Raw genomic sequence first — 15,147 nt, 5'->3', positions numbered from 1 at the left:
ACTCACCGCACCGGTGATGACCGGCCCGCTTGGACTGACCTATCCGCTGTCGCCGACCAAGGTGCTGTCGTTGACCATCGCGCTGACGTTGATCACCGCGGCTGGCGCGTTGACCAAGGCGCTGAGCCTGACCGCAACCGCTACGCGACCTCAATCGGTTCGACGAGCTGTCAGGTCCGTTCCGTCAAACACTGAGCTTGGCGGCATATTTGGGTGCGCCCTGTAACTATGCAGCATATTCCATGCCCAGACAAATATTCGCATTTTCCGCAAGCATGATTCCGCTGTTGCCTCGCTTGCTGAATCGGACGAAAGGAGCGTTTCGTACGGATTAAAGGCGAACTTCAGATCCCAGCCAAAATTGCCATCCAATATTCGCTGGGTATATCTGTTCCTTTGACGTTCGCTCATCAGATGATACGGAGCATCCTTTATGTGCCAGAGCACGCTCTCCAATTTTCCAATAGCTTGGCCATAAAGAACCGCCGGAAAGCTATAGCGACAGCCGAGGTGCGAAACTTCTTTCAAGAATCGCTGCTCGATCAATTCGAATAGCGGCCTTGCAATACCGCGAGACATCCAAAATGAGCCAAGCATCAGCATGCAGCGGTAAATGTAAAGGGTCCACTCATGCGCCTGCGCTGTTCGGCCCTCCAGTCGCGCAGATTGACACAGAATCAGCATTGCAGTCAGCGCATCTACTGTGCCGATTCTTTCGAAAGCTGTAGCGAGTCTTCCGATTGAGCCATTCTTACTGGCTTGAATTCGTGGCTGCCATCGAGCAATTTGAAGGCGCACTTCGGGCTCGAGAAGTTGTTCAAGCTCGCCGAGAGCCTTGGAAGATTCAGGGATTTTTTTCAGAAACCGCCATAACGCGGAATTGAGCTCCCTAGCACTCCCGGGATAAACCTGCTCAGCCAGGTTCGTCAACGCAGCATCGGGACGATGCTTCCCGCGCTCGTATTTCGGCCATTTATTGCGGTGGAAGCGGACTCGCTCCTCCGTCTTCCAGTAGGCGTCTGGCTCAACGCTGCGGCCTATGGCGTACGGGGATGTGTCCTGCGAGCGCCCTCGTAGGTGCCGGAACCAAGCCACCGTGGCCAGGGCGTCTACGACGTCGCGGCGCTGACCGCCGCTGATTGACGTGCCCGCCTGGAAACCGGCATGGGCAAAGAACTCCTCCAGAGAAAATCGATCTGTACCAATGACTTGGCGAATTTTTCGCATCGGCCGGAGGGGTAAAGTTCGAGCGCATTGTCACTCCTCGACGGCACAACTTGCCGGTCCTAGGATTCGTCACGAAGCGCAACTGACGCGAGAACAACGTGACGCAAGAGGACTGCCGCGCACCCACCGCCACGATGACGGAGCAGGAACTGAGAGCGCAGCTCTTGGAGCAGTACGGGCCGGTCCTCGGGGGTAGAGAGCTGAGAAGGGTGTTGGGCTTCTCGACTGCAGGCGCTTTTCGTCAAGCGACGTTGCGCGGAACCGTGCCCGTGCCCACGTTCACCGTCCCGAACCGACGTGGCCGCTTCGCACTCACTCAGGAGGTCGCACGGTGGCTCTATGAGCGTCGCAGCACGGCCCGAGTGGCGGCATAAACCGCCAACCCCCCTCAGAGGAGGACCTCAGCATGACCTAGCCAGCAACGTCCTTCATCGACACCTGCGTCTGGTCACGATCGGAATGGAAAAAGGGCCTCGAGAGTTACAGCTCACGAGGCCCCGGTGAAAGTGGACTATCGCTAGATCCGCCTTCAGTCTCTTCCTTCCATGCTCGCGTGTCAAGCATCGCTGTGCGTGCTGACGACCAGGCGTCATCCGGAACTTTGCTGGCGACGGGCCAGCGAGCAAGGAGACTGAATGAACAAGATCCGCGACATCTTGCGGCTGATTCTGACCACCTCATTTTCTGACCGAGAGATCGGCCAGGCCGTGGCGGTGTCAAAAAACACGGTACGTCGCTACAGATTGCTGGCAGCCGAGCATGGCTTGCAATGGCAACAGATATGTACGAAGACTGCCGCCGAGCTGGACGAGATTCTCAACAAGAAAACTGGCCAACTGACAATTAGGCGCATGCCGGATTTCGCTCATATTCATGAGCAGATGGCGCTCCCAATGGTGACGCTGCAATTGCTCTGGGAAGAGTATCGATTGCCTGCGCCCGATGATGCACTCTCGTATTCTCAATTTACACACCACTATCGAGAGTTCAAGGGGCATTTGTCCTTGAGCATGCGCCAAGTACACCTGCCCGGCGATAAAGCCTTCGTGGACTTCAGCGGGAAGCGGCCGCACTACATCAACAAGGAAACGAGCGAGAAAGTAGTCGTCGAATTGTTTGTCGGGGTGCTAGGGTTCTCGAATTTCACGTTTGCGCTTGCAGTTGAAAGCCAGAGTTCTCCCGACTGGGTGGAGGCGAACGTCCAGATGCTGAACTACTTCGGTGGCGTTCCGAAGGTCATCGTGCCTGACAATCTGAAAGCGGCGGTCATCAAGCCAGGGGCGAACTTCAAGCTCAATCGAATCTACCTTGAACTGGCAAACCACTATGGCACGGTAGTCATGCCAACCCGTAGCCGGCATCCTAAAGACAAGGCAAAGGTCGAGGTCTCCGTGCAAATAGCTCAACGGTGGATCCTGGCATGTCTGAGAAGAATGCAGTTTTTCTCGCTCAGTGAACTCAACGCAGAGATTCGACGCCTTTGTGACGCACTCAATCTGCGTCCTTTCAAGAAGCTGCCTGGCTGCCGTCAAGAACGCCTTGAGCAGGAAGAGCGGCAACATCTCCAGCCGTTGCCGGCTGATCGTTTCGAATGGGCCAACTGGACGGCCCCACTGACCGTCGGACCGGACTACCACGTCAACGTCGAGCGTGCGTGGTACTCCGTGCCGTTCCATTTGGTCGGCGAGACCGTAGAAGCTCGCGCGGCCCTGAAGACCATCGAAATCTTTCACAGGGGCGCCCGGATTGCCGCGCATGCACGGTGCGCCGAGGGCAAGACCAGCACGGACCCCTTGCACCTGCCACCAAAGCACCGCGCTTATGCGGAACGCACGCCCGATCGGTTTCTGGACTGGGCACGATCTGTCGGCGCGAGCACCGTGGCCGTGGTCGAACAGCAGTTTGACCGACCAGTGCCGGCGTTGGGGCTCCCGGCTTGTGACTCGCTGAAGAAGCTCAGCCGCCAGTACGGTGAAAACCGCCTTGAGCAGGCCTGCGAGCGAGCGCTACAGATCAAGTCGCCCACGCTCAAGACCGTCCGGTCCCTACTGAGCACCGGCCGGTACCGCGACGCCCATCAAGACGAACCGCGGCAAGTCGGCTTGCCACTGCATCACAACGTCCGAGGCGCCGGGTACTACGCCAACAAGGGGGGCACGTCATGCTGATTAAAAACACGGTGGAATCGCTGGCCACGCTCCGGCTGTATGGCATGGCAGAGGCGTTCGAGCGCCAACGTGCATCCAGCAGCTTGCAAGACCTCCCCTTCGAGGACAGGTTCTCCATGCTGGTCGACGCCGAGATCTCGCGGCGCGAGAGTGGCCGCATGGCTCGCCTGCTGAAATCGGCGCGACTCAAGGTGACCGCAGCGCCGGAGGACGTCGATTTCCGTGCAGAGCGTGGCCTGGACAAGAGGAAGTTCAGCGCCCTGCTCAGCTGTGACTGGATCGGCACTCAGCATCTTGTGGTCACTGGACCGACGGGAGTGGGCAAGACCTGGCTGACCTGTGCGCTTGGCCATCAGGCCATCCGAAAAGGGATGCCCGTCCTGTACCGGCGTTTCAGCAAGCTGCTCGAGGAGTTCGAGGTGTGCCGCGCCGATGGAAGCCTGCCAAAGCTTCGGGCGCAGCTGGCGAAGGCTCGTTTGCTGATCCTTGACGACTGGGGCCTCACCGCCTTGGGTGCCCGTCAGCGGCAGGACTTGTTCGACCTCATCGATGACTGCCACGGCACCAATTCGCTGGTGCTGACCTCACAGTTGCCCATCGAGAAGTGGCACGACTACATCGGCGACCCCACGATCGCCGACGCTGTTCTGGACCGCGTCCTCCACAGCTCGCATCAAATCGAGCTCAAGGGCGAGTCCATGCGGAAGCAGTCGAAGCGCTAGTTCGGTCACCAAGCCCGGCACGTTTCCGAAGAATGCGCCGGGCGGGTTGTGTGCATCGGGCCATCGGCTCTAGGCGAAGGTGCCGCTTGCGATTCGTACCAATTGGTCGGCGGGACGCACCATCCCGTCCGGCTGCTCAGGCTGATACGACGTCGGCCTCTGAAACCACCCGTGGGCGGAGACCACCCCGCACTCCTCTGTCGATCAATAGCGTGACGCGTTGGCCGGGAACCAGCAGGCGAAGCCCGAGATATTCGGCAAGTCCCGCCGGGTATGACGCTGAAAGCCGATCACTTGAATGCGGACGCCGGTATCAAGCGCCAGGAGCGCCATCAAGCGGCCTCTGGACTTGCGTGGTCGGCGATGACCCCTATAATCGAACTTAACGAACTTCACTGAATTATCCAATTCGTGACCTGGTACGACTACCACCTGCTGGCAGCGCACGACGCCCGACTGGAGACAGTCCTGGCGGAAATGCAACGTCTGCGCCGGTATGGCGTGACCGACTGGGAGCGGACAGCCGGGGCCGCAGGCTGGAACGAAGTGGTGCGCTATGCACGCGAGGTTCGAGATGCACTTGGCGTCGACGACATCATGCTGGAGGTGCTGCGCGAGGCCCAGCGCATCAAGGCAGCGACGGTTTCGCTGCCCCCGCATTTCCTGAACGAGATCAGCGCTGCGCTGGACCAGTACCGCTGGGCGGTGGCCTACCGTAGCGCCGCGCTGGAAGTCCTGTCGGGTGCTCAGCGCTTCCTGCTCAGCCGGCGATTGCGATGGCGCAACCTCGTCAGCCTGCTGAATACGTTCTACCGGTCGATGAAGCTGACCGCGCCGCGGCGGGTTCGCGTCATGTCCGTGGTGCGTCGGGCGCTAGGCTTTTTCAGCGCCGCGAAGGTTGATGGGCGGAATCTCCCATGAGGGCGAACTTGAAGGCACGCGTTGCCTGAATCAACGATGACCTACCCCTCAACCACCTCCGCGCAGCGCCCCGATGAGGCGCACGGCGAACAACCATCACCCTATGTCTCGGCTTCTGAAACCCAAGCTCTGCTTCGCAGCAGCCTGGCCGCGCGCAACTCGCGTCTGGAGGCCGACGACATGGTGAACACTGATCAGGCGGCAAAGATTGCCGGTACCAGTCGAGTGACGATCAACGCATGGATTGCCAAGGGACGCGCCATCGGCCTTCCCCGGACGACTCGCGGCTTCAGACTGCCCGTGTGGCAGTTCGAACCGGCCTTGTGGGACGTCGTACCCAAGCTGGCCAAGGCGCTGGGCACAGTCGATGGCTGGACCATGCTGTCGTTCCTTGAGACCCCTCACGGCGGGCTTGGCGGGGCTACCCCTCGCCAGGCGCTGGAACAGGGTCAAGCTGATCGGGTGTTGTTGCTGGCCGGCGCGGAGGGTCTCTGACCCTCCACGATGAATCTAGACACCTTCGATGAACATCCTCCCTACCGCCTGATCCCGAGCCAAGACCTCTACAGGATTCAACTGGCTCGCTCGCGCCCGGGACACCGCCCCATCGGCCAACTTCGCGTAGCTCCCGCCGGCGCTCGGAGTGGCCGCTTCTGTCAGCCTGACCAACGCGTCGCCTACTTTGCCGACTCTCCCGAGACGGCTGGCTACGAGGCCTTCGGCCGCCGCGAGCAGGAATGGCTGTCGCTCGACTTCCTCCGACGCCGCGAGGTTGTGTGGGCCCAGCCTGGCAAGGAGCTCAGCCTGCTGGATCTCACCCTGCACGCCGCCGAGTGGCCCGTGTTGCAGGCCACCCGGTTCGCCGAAACCCAGGCGCTGTCCGTTCAGGCGGCAGCCGCGGGTTACGACGGCCTGGCCTATCACTCGGCTCAGCGGCACGGCGGCATTTGCTTTGCACTCTTCGAGCCGGTCTTGCCCGGCATTCGCACGCGCAGTAGGCAGCGCTTGATTGAAGTTGAGACAGGCAACCTGCACCGCCTGGTGGTGACGGTGGCGCGCGGCGCGGGGCTGCCGCTTGTCTGATCGCAAACCTCGGATCGGTGAAGGGCATGTCATCCAGCCAGCGACCAACCGAGCTCGCCCACAATCGACAAACTCCTTCATCGAAGAGCCTGAGGCCTTATGAGCGACAGTTCAGGATCGCCAATCCAGCCACACGAGCGTTACCGGTCGGCGATGGTGGAGGTCAAGCAACGCCTGCGCGCCATCGACAGAGTGTTGGGCGCCAAGAAGCCAAGGACCTTGACGGCCGACCTCGACAACGAGTTCATGTGGCTGCAGGTCCGCAAGATCGTGGAGTTGGTGACCTTCGGTGGCGTCATGGCAGACGAGGCCCGCTATGCGGCGCTCCGAGCCGAGGCGAAGGACAACCCGAACTACCGGCGTGACTGGAAGGTGGGGCAGATCTTGAAGCGCCTGGCCGAAATCACGCCGCACTACCTGCCACGCCCGTTGGGCGACATGCTGCTGCTCAAAGATGGCACCAAGCACTTCGAGGCCGGGAAGGAGAAGGAGACGGTCGAGCGCTTCGTGCAGATCTACGAACTCGCTGGTGAGCACCTGCATGTATCCAACCCGTTCGACGAAGAGGCTGCTGCCAATCAACAGCTGATGCTGGCGCAGTCCCGCGCCAGGCTCGAGGTGGAGGTTCGATACCTGAAAGATGTCCTCTGGACCCACGTCAAGATTGGCCTGGCATTCGAGCCTGGCAAGGACGATATACGGGTGCCGGCCAATCCTGAGACCGCTTGGATCGTATTGCTGGGATTGGCGGGCAACGATGAAGTGCGCATGGCGCTGGCCAATGCGATGCCCGACTGATGGCCAGCCGTCTGCTGTAGAGGCCCGTCTCGAACGGCGGCCTGCGTCTCTCGAATCTCATGAAATCCGCACGTTCCCGCTCGATGCGGAACTTCCGCATTCAGCGGGAAATGCGGGAATCGTCGGTGACGGGACGGTTGCGGGGCCGGCGAAAGTCGCCAGCGCCGAAGATGGTGGCGACTGTCGTACGCCGCCCCATGGCCATTCGCCCTAGCCCTTGTTCAGCAGCGACTTGAAGCCCCGTCGAATACGGCCGGTGTGTCGGCGATCGCCGCGGCGGCCCTGTGGCTTCGGTGAGACTTCAATCTGACCAAAGCCGACATAGAACCACACGCGCTGACCCAGCCGCCACGGCACAGTGCCTTCAGGCAGCACCACTTGCCGGGTACCGTCGGGACGGCGCTTCAGCCGAGTCACCATTGATGGGGGTGGGCTATTCCTCATGCTTTCGGCCTGAGGGCCCGTCCGATCTAGCCACTCTTGAAGCGCTTGATGGCACCAACACTTCTTCAATGCTGCCGTCGCTGAGCCAGATTTCGATGGCGTTGTTGATCGTGTCCGACATCCGCTGCTCGTTGTCGGTCAGCCAGTAGATATCTCGGCCGTTGAACATCAGCGTCCCCTGGCCCGGATCGATCAAAACGTCGTACTGTTCTCGGCCATTGAAGAAGCCCAGCATGATCTGCTTGCGGATATCAAAGTGGCGTTCGACGTGATGCTCCTCGCGCCCGCTTGAAACGATGCCGTGAACACCTCTACCGCCTGCGCTGCTCATGAGCTTTTCTTCCCGTGGCGAGCGGCTCGGTGTGCTCGGCGGTTGGGGCCTCGGCCTGCTGGCTTCGGATCGACGCGCAGCAGCAACTCCATCTCAATGTCGCCGACGTGCTCCGGGATCAGGCCGCAGTCGAACTTCTCGCCGGCGATGTCGGCCAGAACGACGTGCTTGCCACCGGGCGAGCTATAGACCCATACCTCGCGGATCTCGCGGGACCACCACTGGCCGGTGGGCGACTGCCAGGCCGGCATCATGCAGACGATGCCCTTGACCCGGTCGGCGTCGAGCGGCCGCAGCACGTCGGCCAAGTCGTACTCCCAGGCGATGCACAGGGTGCGCGTGATGCCCAGGTCGGGCACATCCGGATCGACGACCTCCACCGAGAGCAGGAACCATGGCGCATGCAGACTCAGCTCCATCATGCGCCAGTGCTGGGAGCCTGGCTCTTCGAGGGCGGGTGGGATCGGGAACTCGTACTCGGGGTGCGAAACGAACATAGGTTGCGGTGTGATGGCGGCGACCACAAGGTGATCGCCTGAGGTTTAAATAACTCAGAGTAATTTTGCGCGGCCCGCGCATCTACCCCAAGCAAAACAGCCCAAGGGCGAGCCCGCCATCGGGGCAAAAATGCGCTTACCGAATACGGCACGACATGAGCTAGGGTCCGGCGCTGAAATCACCATGGCCAAGACTCTTCACACCCGTCACAACGAGATATTCCTGGAGAAGCTTCAGCTTGCGCGCCTCGGAAAGCGCCTCCGCCAAGCCGACCTTGCCGACCGCTTGGGCCGCGATCAGGCCCTGGTCAGCAAGGTGGAGAGCGGCGAACGCAGGCTCGACGTCATCGAGCTTCGCGACTGGCTGATCGCGCTGGAAATCGACTTCATCAAGTTCCTCAGCGAGCTGCATGCCGAACTGGGGCCGTACGGCACGTCCCAGTTGCGCGTGCTGCGCGGAAAGGCATCCGAGCGCCCGCCATCCTGATGCATTTCCCGATGGATTTGAGTTATGTATAACGTGGCTTAGATAGCTCCATTCTCGGAGCCTTGGGCGGATGCCAATCCGCCCCAAGAACGCTCCTAAACCCGGTCGCCCCAAGGGCTACAGCAGCCTCGACGAGGGCATTGCCAAGGTCTTCGGGAAGACGGCGAAGGCATCGCGACTGAAGGCCGGGATGTCCCAAGAAGCGCTGGCCCTGGAGACGGGCATCGAACGCTCCTATATCAGCCGGCTCGAGCGGGGAGTAAGCCAGCCCACGCTGCTTGCGCTGCTCAAGCTGGCTAAGGAGACGCTGATTTATCCGGGCTGACCGCGATGCGCGTTGGGCCTGGCGACGGCAGCATCGCGATATGAGTCAACGCAGCTTTGCCAGCGCCGAGTACGCCTTGAAGAAGAAGCGCACGCGCCGCGAGATGTTTCTCGCCGACATGGAGCGCATCGTGCCGTGGTCGCGGCTGGAGGCGGCCATTGCACCGTCGTACCCACGCAGCGGCCGGGTCGGGCGCCCGCCCATCGGCGTGCCGAAGATGCTGCGCATGTACTGCCTGCAGCAGTGGTACGGCCTGGCCGACGAGGCCCTGGAGGACGCGCTGTACGACAGCCAGTCGATGCGCGACTTCGTCGGCATTGACCTGTCGCGTGAGGCGGTGCCCGACGCAACGACGCTGCTGAAGTTCCGGCGCCTGTTGCTGGCCAACGACCTGACCAAGACGCTGTTCGACGAGATCAACGCCCACCTGGCCGAGCAAGGCCTGCTGATGCGCTCGGGCACCATCGTGGACGCGACGATCATCGCCGCGCCCAGCTCGACGAAGAACGCGACGGGCGAACGCGATCCCGACATGCACCAAACGAAGAAGGGCAATCAGTGGCACTTCGGGATGAAGGCGCACATCGGTGTGGATGCCGAGTCGGGGCTGGTGCACACGGTCATCGGCACGGCGGCCAACGTCAACGATGTGACGCAGGCTGGTGCTCTGCTGCATGGACAGGAGACGTCGGCCTTCGGCGATGCCGGCTACCGTGGCGTGGACAAGCGCGAAGAGGCCATGGGGCCGACCTGGTTAGTCGCCATGCAGCCGGGCAAGCGCCGGGCGCTGGACCTGACGAAGAAGTGGGCGCGGCTGCTGGACAAAGCCGAACAGTTGAAGGCCGCCATGCGAGCCAAGGTCGAGCACCCCTTCCATGTGGTGAAGAACCTGTTCCGCCATCGCAAGGCTCGCTACAAGGGCATGGCGAAGAACCAGGGGCAGCTGTTCAGCCTGTTCGGTCTGGCCAATCTCGTGATCGCCAAGCGATCGTTGTTGGACCTGCAAGCCCGAGGTGCGTCTTGAACGGCCAGATGGGGCTGCAAACGGCCCCAAAAGCAGAGACGCGGTCGCCGATCGGATCGAATTCAAATCGCTTCGCCGCGAACCGTGCGTTGGCCGGTCGCAGATCGCTCTACTGGCCTATTGATCAGCGTGTCCCTAAGGGCCTCGGTTGCGAGTCATGGGAGCTGCTCGGACCTGTGGAAAAGGTCTTCAAGCGCCGTCGCTAGCCGTCGCGGTCCAATGCACTGGACTGCCTGGTGCTGAACCAGATGACAAAGCCCGCTGCGCCGAACCCGCCAAGCAGGCCGATGGGCGTGATGTTGGCCGCCCGGTTGCTGCCTTGCAGTAGCGCTGGCGCCCAGGTCCACCGCATCGGCCGTACCACGGCAGCAATGCGCGTCGGTTGCAGAGGCCAAACAGGTAGGCGTTCAGTGCTCGCCGAACCGCCACCTGCGAGCAGTCCAGCTGCTCAGCGCGCTCGCGGAGCAGCCGAGGCAATGCGCCGTCAAACACGATCTGTTCCAGCGTTCGGCCCTCAACCAGCGGCCGGATCAGCTCGTAGGCGCGCTCTTCGCGCCGGAGCCAATTCGCCAGCTTGTATCGCCGTCGCTTGCCGCTGCCATCACCGACCTCTTCCCGCAGCTGCCGGTCAGTCCAGAGCCAATGCGCTGGCGACGTGAAATCGAGCAGCTGCAATCCATCGCCAGCGGACATCGCTACTTCCTTCTAGGCCTTCATCAGGCTCGCAGTTGGAACCTCGACCTCGTCGCCATCCCGTCGATGTGCCCACCGATACAGCAACGGCAGCACAAGCAACGTCAGCGCGGTCGAGGACAGGATGCCTCCGATGACCACCGTCGCAAGCGGCCGCTGCACCTCGGCGCCGGTGCCGGTCGCGATGGCCATAGGCACGAAGCCAAGCGATGCAACCAGGGCCGTCATCAGCACCGGGCGCAGGCGGGTCAAGGCGCCTTCCCAGATGGCTTCATCGAGACTCTTGCCCTCCTCGCGGAGGCTGCGGATGAACGACAGCATGACCAGGCCGTTCAGTACCGCGACACCCGATAGAGCGATGAAACCAACCGCCGCTGAAATCGACAGCGGGATGCCACGCAGCCACAGCGCCAGGACGCCACCGGTGAGCGCAAACGGGATGCCCGTGAAGACCAGCAGGCCGTCTTTGGCGTTGCCGAACATGGTGAAGAGCAAGGCGAACACCATGGCCAGCGCCAGCGGCACCACGATTTGCAGGCGCTGTGAGGCGGACTGCAGTTGCTCGAAGGTGCCGCCCCAGGCGGTCCAGTAGCCCGTCGGAATCTTCACGTTCGTCATCGCAGACTGTGCGTCAGCCACAAACGAGCCCAGGTCGCGACCGGTCACGTTGGCACTGACCACCACCCTGCGCTTGCCGTTTTCGCGAGAGACCTGGTTGGGCCCTGGTGAAACCTCAAGCGTTGCCACCTCGCCGAGCGGGATGTAGGCCGCGCGTCCTTCGCCACCGGCCTTTGGGAGCGGGATGGGGAGACGCTTCAGCGCTTCCACATCCTGCCGAACGTCTTCTGGCAGTCGCACGAGGATGTCAAAACGCCGGTCGCCCTGGAAGAACGTACCGGCTTCCCGGCCACCGACAGCAGTCGCCACCGCTTCCTGCACGTCGGTCATGTTCAAGCCGTAGCGCGTGGCCTTGGCGCGGTCGATGTTGACCGAGAGCATGGGCAGGCCCGTCGTCTGCTCCACCTTCACCTCGGTGGCGCCGGGCACCTTCTGCAGCGCCGCGGCAATCTCGTTGGCCGTCTTGTTGAGCTGGTCGTTGTCGTCGCCGAAGACCTTGACTGCAACGTCCGACCGTACGCCGCTGATGAGTTCGTTGAAACGAAGCTGGATTGGCTGCGAGAACTCGTAGTTGTTGCCAGGGACCTTGGCGGCCTCCTCGCGGATGGCTGCCAGCAGCTCGTCGCGCGTCTTGCGGGGCTCGGGCCATTGGTCCAGGGGCTTGAGCATGATGTAGCCATCGCTGATGTTGGGCGGCATCGGGTCCGCCGCAATCTCGGCCGTGCCGGTGCGGGCGAAGATGCGGTCAATCTCGGGGAACTTGGCCGTCAGCGTGGCCTCGAGCTGCTTCTGCATCTCCACGGACTGCGTCAAGCTCGTGCCCGGGATGCGCAGCGCCTGAATGGCGAAGTCACCCTCGTTGAGGTTGGGGGCGAACTCGCTGCCCAGCTTGGTGGCCACGATGACAGACAGGGCGACCATGACCGTTGCGAAGGTCATCACGACGAGCGCATTGCCCAGCGTCGCCTTGAGTGCGGGCTCGTAGCGTCGCTTGGCCCAGTCCATCAGGCGGTTTTCCTTCTCGGTGACGCGCTCGCCGATGAACAGCGCCACGGCGGCAGGCACGAAGGTCACCGACAGCACCATCGCGCCCAACAGCGCCAGCAGCACCGTGTAGGCCATGGGATGGAACATCTTGCCCTCCACGCCGGTCAGGGCCAGGATGGGCACGTAGACCACCATGATGATGAGCTGTCCGAACAGCAGCGGGCGACGAGCCTCCTTGGCGGCAGCGAACACCTCGTGGAAGCGTTCGGCCCGCGTCAGCGCTCGGCCCTTGTGCGCTTGGACGTGGGCCAGGCGGCGCACGGCGTTCTCGATGATGACCACGGCGCCGTCGACGATGATGCCGAAGTCCAGGGCGCCCAGGCTCATCAGGTTGGCACTGATGCCGTACTTCACCATGCCGGTGAAGGTGAAGAGCATGGACAGCGGGATCACCGTCGCCGTGATGAGCGCCGCGCGGAAGTTGCCCAGGAAGGCGAACAGCACCGCGACGACCAGCAGCGCGCCTTCCACCAGGTTCTTCTGGACGGTCTTGATGGCTTTGTCGACCAGCGTGGTCCGGTCATAGACCGTGACGGCCTTGACGCCGGAAGGCAGCGTCTTGTTGATGGCCTCCATCTGCCGGTCCACTGCACGCGAGACGGTGCGGCTGTTCTCGCCCATCAGCATGAAGACGGTGCCCAGCACGACCTCCTGGCCGTTCTCGGTGGCCGCGCCGGTGCGCAGCTCGCGGCCCAGCTCGACGGCGGCGACATCCCGGATGCGGATGGGTTGGCCCTGTGCCGTGCCGATGATGATTTCGGCTATGTCCTCCATGGACTTGACCTGGCCCGGCGCGCGCACGAGGTACTGCTCGCCGCGCCGCTCGATGTAGCCGGCGCCCAGGTTGGCGTTGTTCTTCTCCAGCGCGTTGACCACGTCGGCCAGGCTGAGGCCGAAGGCGCCCAGCCGCTCCAGGTTGGGCGCCACGACGTACTGCTTCGCGAAGCCACCGATGGAGTTGATTTCGGTCACGCCCGGCACGTTGCGCAACTGCGGCTTGACGACCCAGTCCTGGATTTCGCGCAGATCGGTGGGTGTGTAGGCCGTGCCGTCCGGCTTCCTGGCCCCCTTCACGGCCTCCACCGTCCACAGGTAGATCTCGCCGAGGCCCGTGGAGATGGGGCCCATGCTGGGCGTCACGCCGACGGGCAGCCGCTCGCGCGCCTCCTGCAGGCGTTGGTTGACGAGCTGGCGCGCGAAGTAGATGTCGGTGCCATCCTTGAAGATGACCGTCACCTGAGACAGCCCGTAGCGCGAGAGCGAGCGTGTTTGCTCGAGGCCTGGCAAGCCCGCCATGACGGTCTCGATGGGATACGTGACGCGCTGCTCGGTCTCCAGCGGCGAATAACCCGGCGCCTGGCTGTTGACGACGACCTGCACGTTGGAGATGTCGACGACAGCGTCGATGGGCAGCTTGGTGTAGCTGTAGGTCCCGAGGGCGGCCATGGCCAGCACGGCCAGCATGACCAGCCATCGCTGCTCGATGCAGAAGCGGATGATGCGTTCAAACATGTGAGTCCTCCGGCTCAGTGCTCGTGCCCGGCGCTGGCTTTGCCCAGCTCGGACTTGAGGACAAACGTGTTCTTGGACGCGACTTGGTCGCCAGCCTTCAGGCCACTCACGACTTCCGCCACGCGACCGTCAGAGCGGCCGACCTTCACAGGCAGCGCCTCGAAGCCGCCGGACACGGCCTTGAAGACCATGGTCTGGTTCTCGATGGTCTGGACCGCATCGGCCGGCACCGTCAGCGCCACGTCCTGGTTCTCGCCGTACACCGACACGGTGACGAACAAGCCCGGCCGCCATGCGCCATCAGGGTTGGTGAGCGTCACGCGGGCACGGGCGGTGCGGGTTTGCTCACCGAGCAGCGCGCCCACGTAGGAGATGGTGCCCTGCACCTTGCTCTCAAAGGCCGTAGAAGAAACCGAGACTCGCTGACCCACGCGGACCGTGGCCAGGTCCTTAGGTGCGACGTTGAACTCCGCCCAAACCGTCCTCAGGTCGGAGACGGTGAAGATGCTGGCGTCTTCCTTGACGGCCTCACCGAGCGCCAGGTGCTTCTCGACCACCGTGCCGTCGAAGGGCGCGCGCAGCTCGAAGCGGTTGAGGTTGACCGATGAGCCGGTGGCGCCAACGGCCGCGAGCTTCTGGGTCGCGTTGCGGACGGCGATGTCGGCTTCCCGCAGCGCGGACTGGGCCTGCAGGTAGTCCTGCTCGGCAGAAATCTTCTCCTGCCAGAGCTTCTTCTCGCGTTCGTAGGTGACGCGGGCCGCATCGCGGCGCTCCTGGGCAGTCAGCAGTTCGCTGCGTTGCTCGGACAGCGAGTTGCTGGCGATGACGGCCAGAACCTCGCCCTTGCGCACTGATTGGCCCAGGTTGGCGACGACCTGCTCGGCCACGCCGGCCATGCGCGGCACCACATGGGCCGTACGGTCCTCGTTGAACCGGATTTCGCCGGTGAACTCGGCGGCAGCTTGGAGCTTGGCCGGACCTGCGACTTGCACGGCGATGCCCGCCTTCTTGACCTGGTCCTCGGTCAACTTGACCGAGCGCTCCTCATGTTCTTCGTGCGCCTCCTTGGATGCAGACGCCGCCTTCTTGTCGTCGCCATCGCCTTCCTTGTGAGCGTGCCCCGCCGCTTCGGCCTGTTCGGCCGCTTCGCCGGTCTTGTGTCGCTCGGTGAGCAGCAGGCCACCGCCGGCCAGCAGGCCGACAAGGACGATGACCGCCATCGCGATGCGCTGTTTCTTTGTGATTGCCAT

The 15,147-nt window shown here is 62.7% G+C and carries 15 protein-coding genes; 9 read left to right on the top strand and 6 right to left on the bottom strand.

Translation table 11 applies throughout. The features are described from left to right. Window positions 1-150 precede the first annotated feature (150 nt). Window positions 151-1,227 carry a hypothetical protein gene (locus tag NYP07_RS20655; protein ID WP_268153630.1) on the bottom strand — a complete coding sequence of 359 codons (1,077 nt, stop codon included), beginning with the start codon at window positions 1,225-1,227 and terminating at the stop codon, window positions 151-153. A 635-nt stretch (window positions 1,228-1,862) separates the two neighbouring features. Between NYP07_RS20655 and istA the strand changes: the two genes are divergently transcribed. From istA to NYP07_RS20625, 6 genes are all read left to right on the top strand, one after another. Beyond that, window positions 1,863-3,395 carry an IS21 family transposase gene (gene istA / locus NYP07_RS20650; RefSeq protein ID WP_268153629.1) on the top strand — a complete coding sequence of 511 codons (1,533 nt, stop codon included), beginning with the start codon at window positions 1,863-1,865 and terminating at the stop codon, window positions 3,393-3,395. Beyond that, window positions 3,389-4,117: an IS21-like element helper ATPase IstB gene (gene istB, locus NYP07_RS20645; protein WP_268153628.1), complete on the top strand. Its 729-nt coding sequence runs from the start codon at window positions 3,389-3,391 to the stop codon at window positions 4,115-4,117. Before istA ends, istB begins: the two co-directional genes overlap by 7 nt. A gap of 411 nt (window positions 4,118-4,528) precedes the next feature. Further along, the gene (locus NYP07_RS20640; RefSeq protein WP_268153627.1) at window positions 4,529-5,038 is read left to right on the top strand and encodes a hypothetical protein; all 510 of its coding nucleotides are present in this window, start codon (window positions 4,529-4,531) and stop codon (window positions 5,036-5,038) included. A 36-nt stretch (window positions 5,039-5,074) separates the two neighbouring features. Next, entirely contained in the window at window positions 5,075-5,533 is a 459-nt protein-coding gene (locus NYP07_RS20635; protein WP_268153626.1) for a hypothetical protein, read from the top strand. 9 nt (window positions 5,534-5,542) lie between these two features. Further along, on the top strand, window positions 5,543-6,121 hold the full coding sequence (locus NYP07_RS20630; protein WP_268153625.1) for an RES family NAD+ phosphorylase: 579 nt from the start codon (window positions 5,543-5,545) through the stop codon (window positions 6,119-6,121). 99 nt (window positions 6,122-6,220) lie between these two features. Then, on the top strand, window positions 6,221-6,919 hold the full coding sequence (locus NYP07_RS20625) for a hypothetical protein (RefSeq protein WP_268153624.1): 699 nt from the start codon (window positions 6,221-6,223) through the stop codon (window positions 6,917-6,919). Window positions 6,920-7,129: 210 nt separating this feature from the next. Here the strand turns inward: NYP07_RS20625 and NYP07_RS20620 are convergent, their stop codons facing one another. Genes NYP07_RS20620 through NYP07_RS20610 form a run of 3 tightly spaced genes read right to left on the bottom strand, consistent with a single transcriptional unit; the run spans window position 7,130 to window position 8,191 of the window. After that, complete coding sequence (locus NYP07_RS20620; protein ID WP_268153623.1) at window positions 7,130-7,339, bottom strand: hypothetical protein; 210 nt, start codon at window positions 7,337-7,339, stop codon at window positions 7,130-7,132. Between the two features lie 13 nt (window positions 7,340-7,352). Beyond that, window positions 7,353-7,694 carry a hypothetical protein gene (locus NYP07_RS20615; RefSeq protein WP_268153622.1) on the bottom strand — a complete coding sequence of 114 codons (342 nt, stop codon included), beginning with the start codon at window positions 7,692-7,694 and terminating at the stop codon, window positions 7,353-7,355. Next, on the bottom strand, window positions 7,691-8,191 hold the full coding sequence (locus tag NYP07_RS20610; protein WP_268153621.1) for a hypothetical protein: 501 nt from the start codon (window positions 8,189-8,191) through the stop codon (window positions 7,691-7,693). Before NYP07_RS20610 ends, NYP07_RS20615 begins: the two co-directional genes overlap by 4 nt. A gap of 184 nt (window positions 8,192-8,375) precedes the next feature. Between NYP07_RS20610 and NYP07_RS20605 the strand changes: the two genes are divergently transcribed. The 3 genes from NYP07_RS20605 (at window position 8,376) to NYP07_RS20595 (ending at window position 10,027) form a co-directional block, all read left to right on the top strand. Next, window positions 8,376-8,678, top strand: coding sequence for a helix-turn-helix domain-containing protein (locus tag NYP07_RS20605; RefSeq protein ID WP_268153620.1), 303 nt, complete (start codon window positions 8,376-8,378; stop codon window positions 8,676-8,678). Window positions 8,679-8,748: 70 nt separating this feature from the next. Next, window positions 8,749-9,003 (top strand): helix-turn-helix domain-containing protein, encoded by a 255-nt coding sequence (locus NYP07_RS20600; RefSeq protein ID WP_268153619.1) that lies wholly within the window; start codon window positions 8,749-8,751, stop codon window positions 9,001-9,003. A 40-nt stretch (window positions 9,004-9,043) separates the two neighbouring features. After that, window positions 9,044-10,027: an IS5 family transposase gene (locus NYP07_RS20595; RefSeq protein WP_268153618.1), complete on the top strand. Its 984-nt coding sequence runs from the start codon at window positions 9,044-9,046 to the stop codon at window positions 10,025-10,027. Between the two features lie 705 nt (window positions 10,028-10,732). Here the strand turns inward: NYP07_RS20595 and NYP07_RS20590 are convergent. Together NYP07_RS20590 and NYP07_RS20585 are read right to left on the bottom strand one after the other, a co-directional pair. After that, on the bottom strand, window positions 10,733-13,897 hold the full coding sequence (locus NYP07_RS20590) for a CusA/CzcA family heavy metal efflux RND transporter (protein WP_268153617.1): 3,165 nt from the start codon (window positions 13,895-13,897) through the stop codon (window positions 10,733-10,735). Window positions 13,898-13,911: 14 nt separating this feature from the next. Beyond that, window positions 13,912-15,147, bottom strand: a complete 1,236-nt coding sequence (locus NYP07_RS20585) for an efflux RND transporter periplasmic adaptor subunit (protein WP_268153616.1) — start codon at window positions 15,145-15,147, stop codon at window positions 13,912-13,914.

The sequence above is a fragment of the Pelomonas aquatica genome, assembly GCF_026712205.1.
Lineage (GTDB): Bacteria > Pseudomonadota > Gammaproteobacteria > Burkholderiales > Burkholderiaceae_C > Pelomonas > Pelomonas aquatica.
Note: the sequence above shows the minus strand (reverse complement) of the source record. Positions and strands in the feature narration are given on the sequence as shown.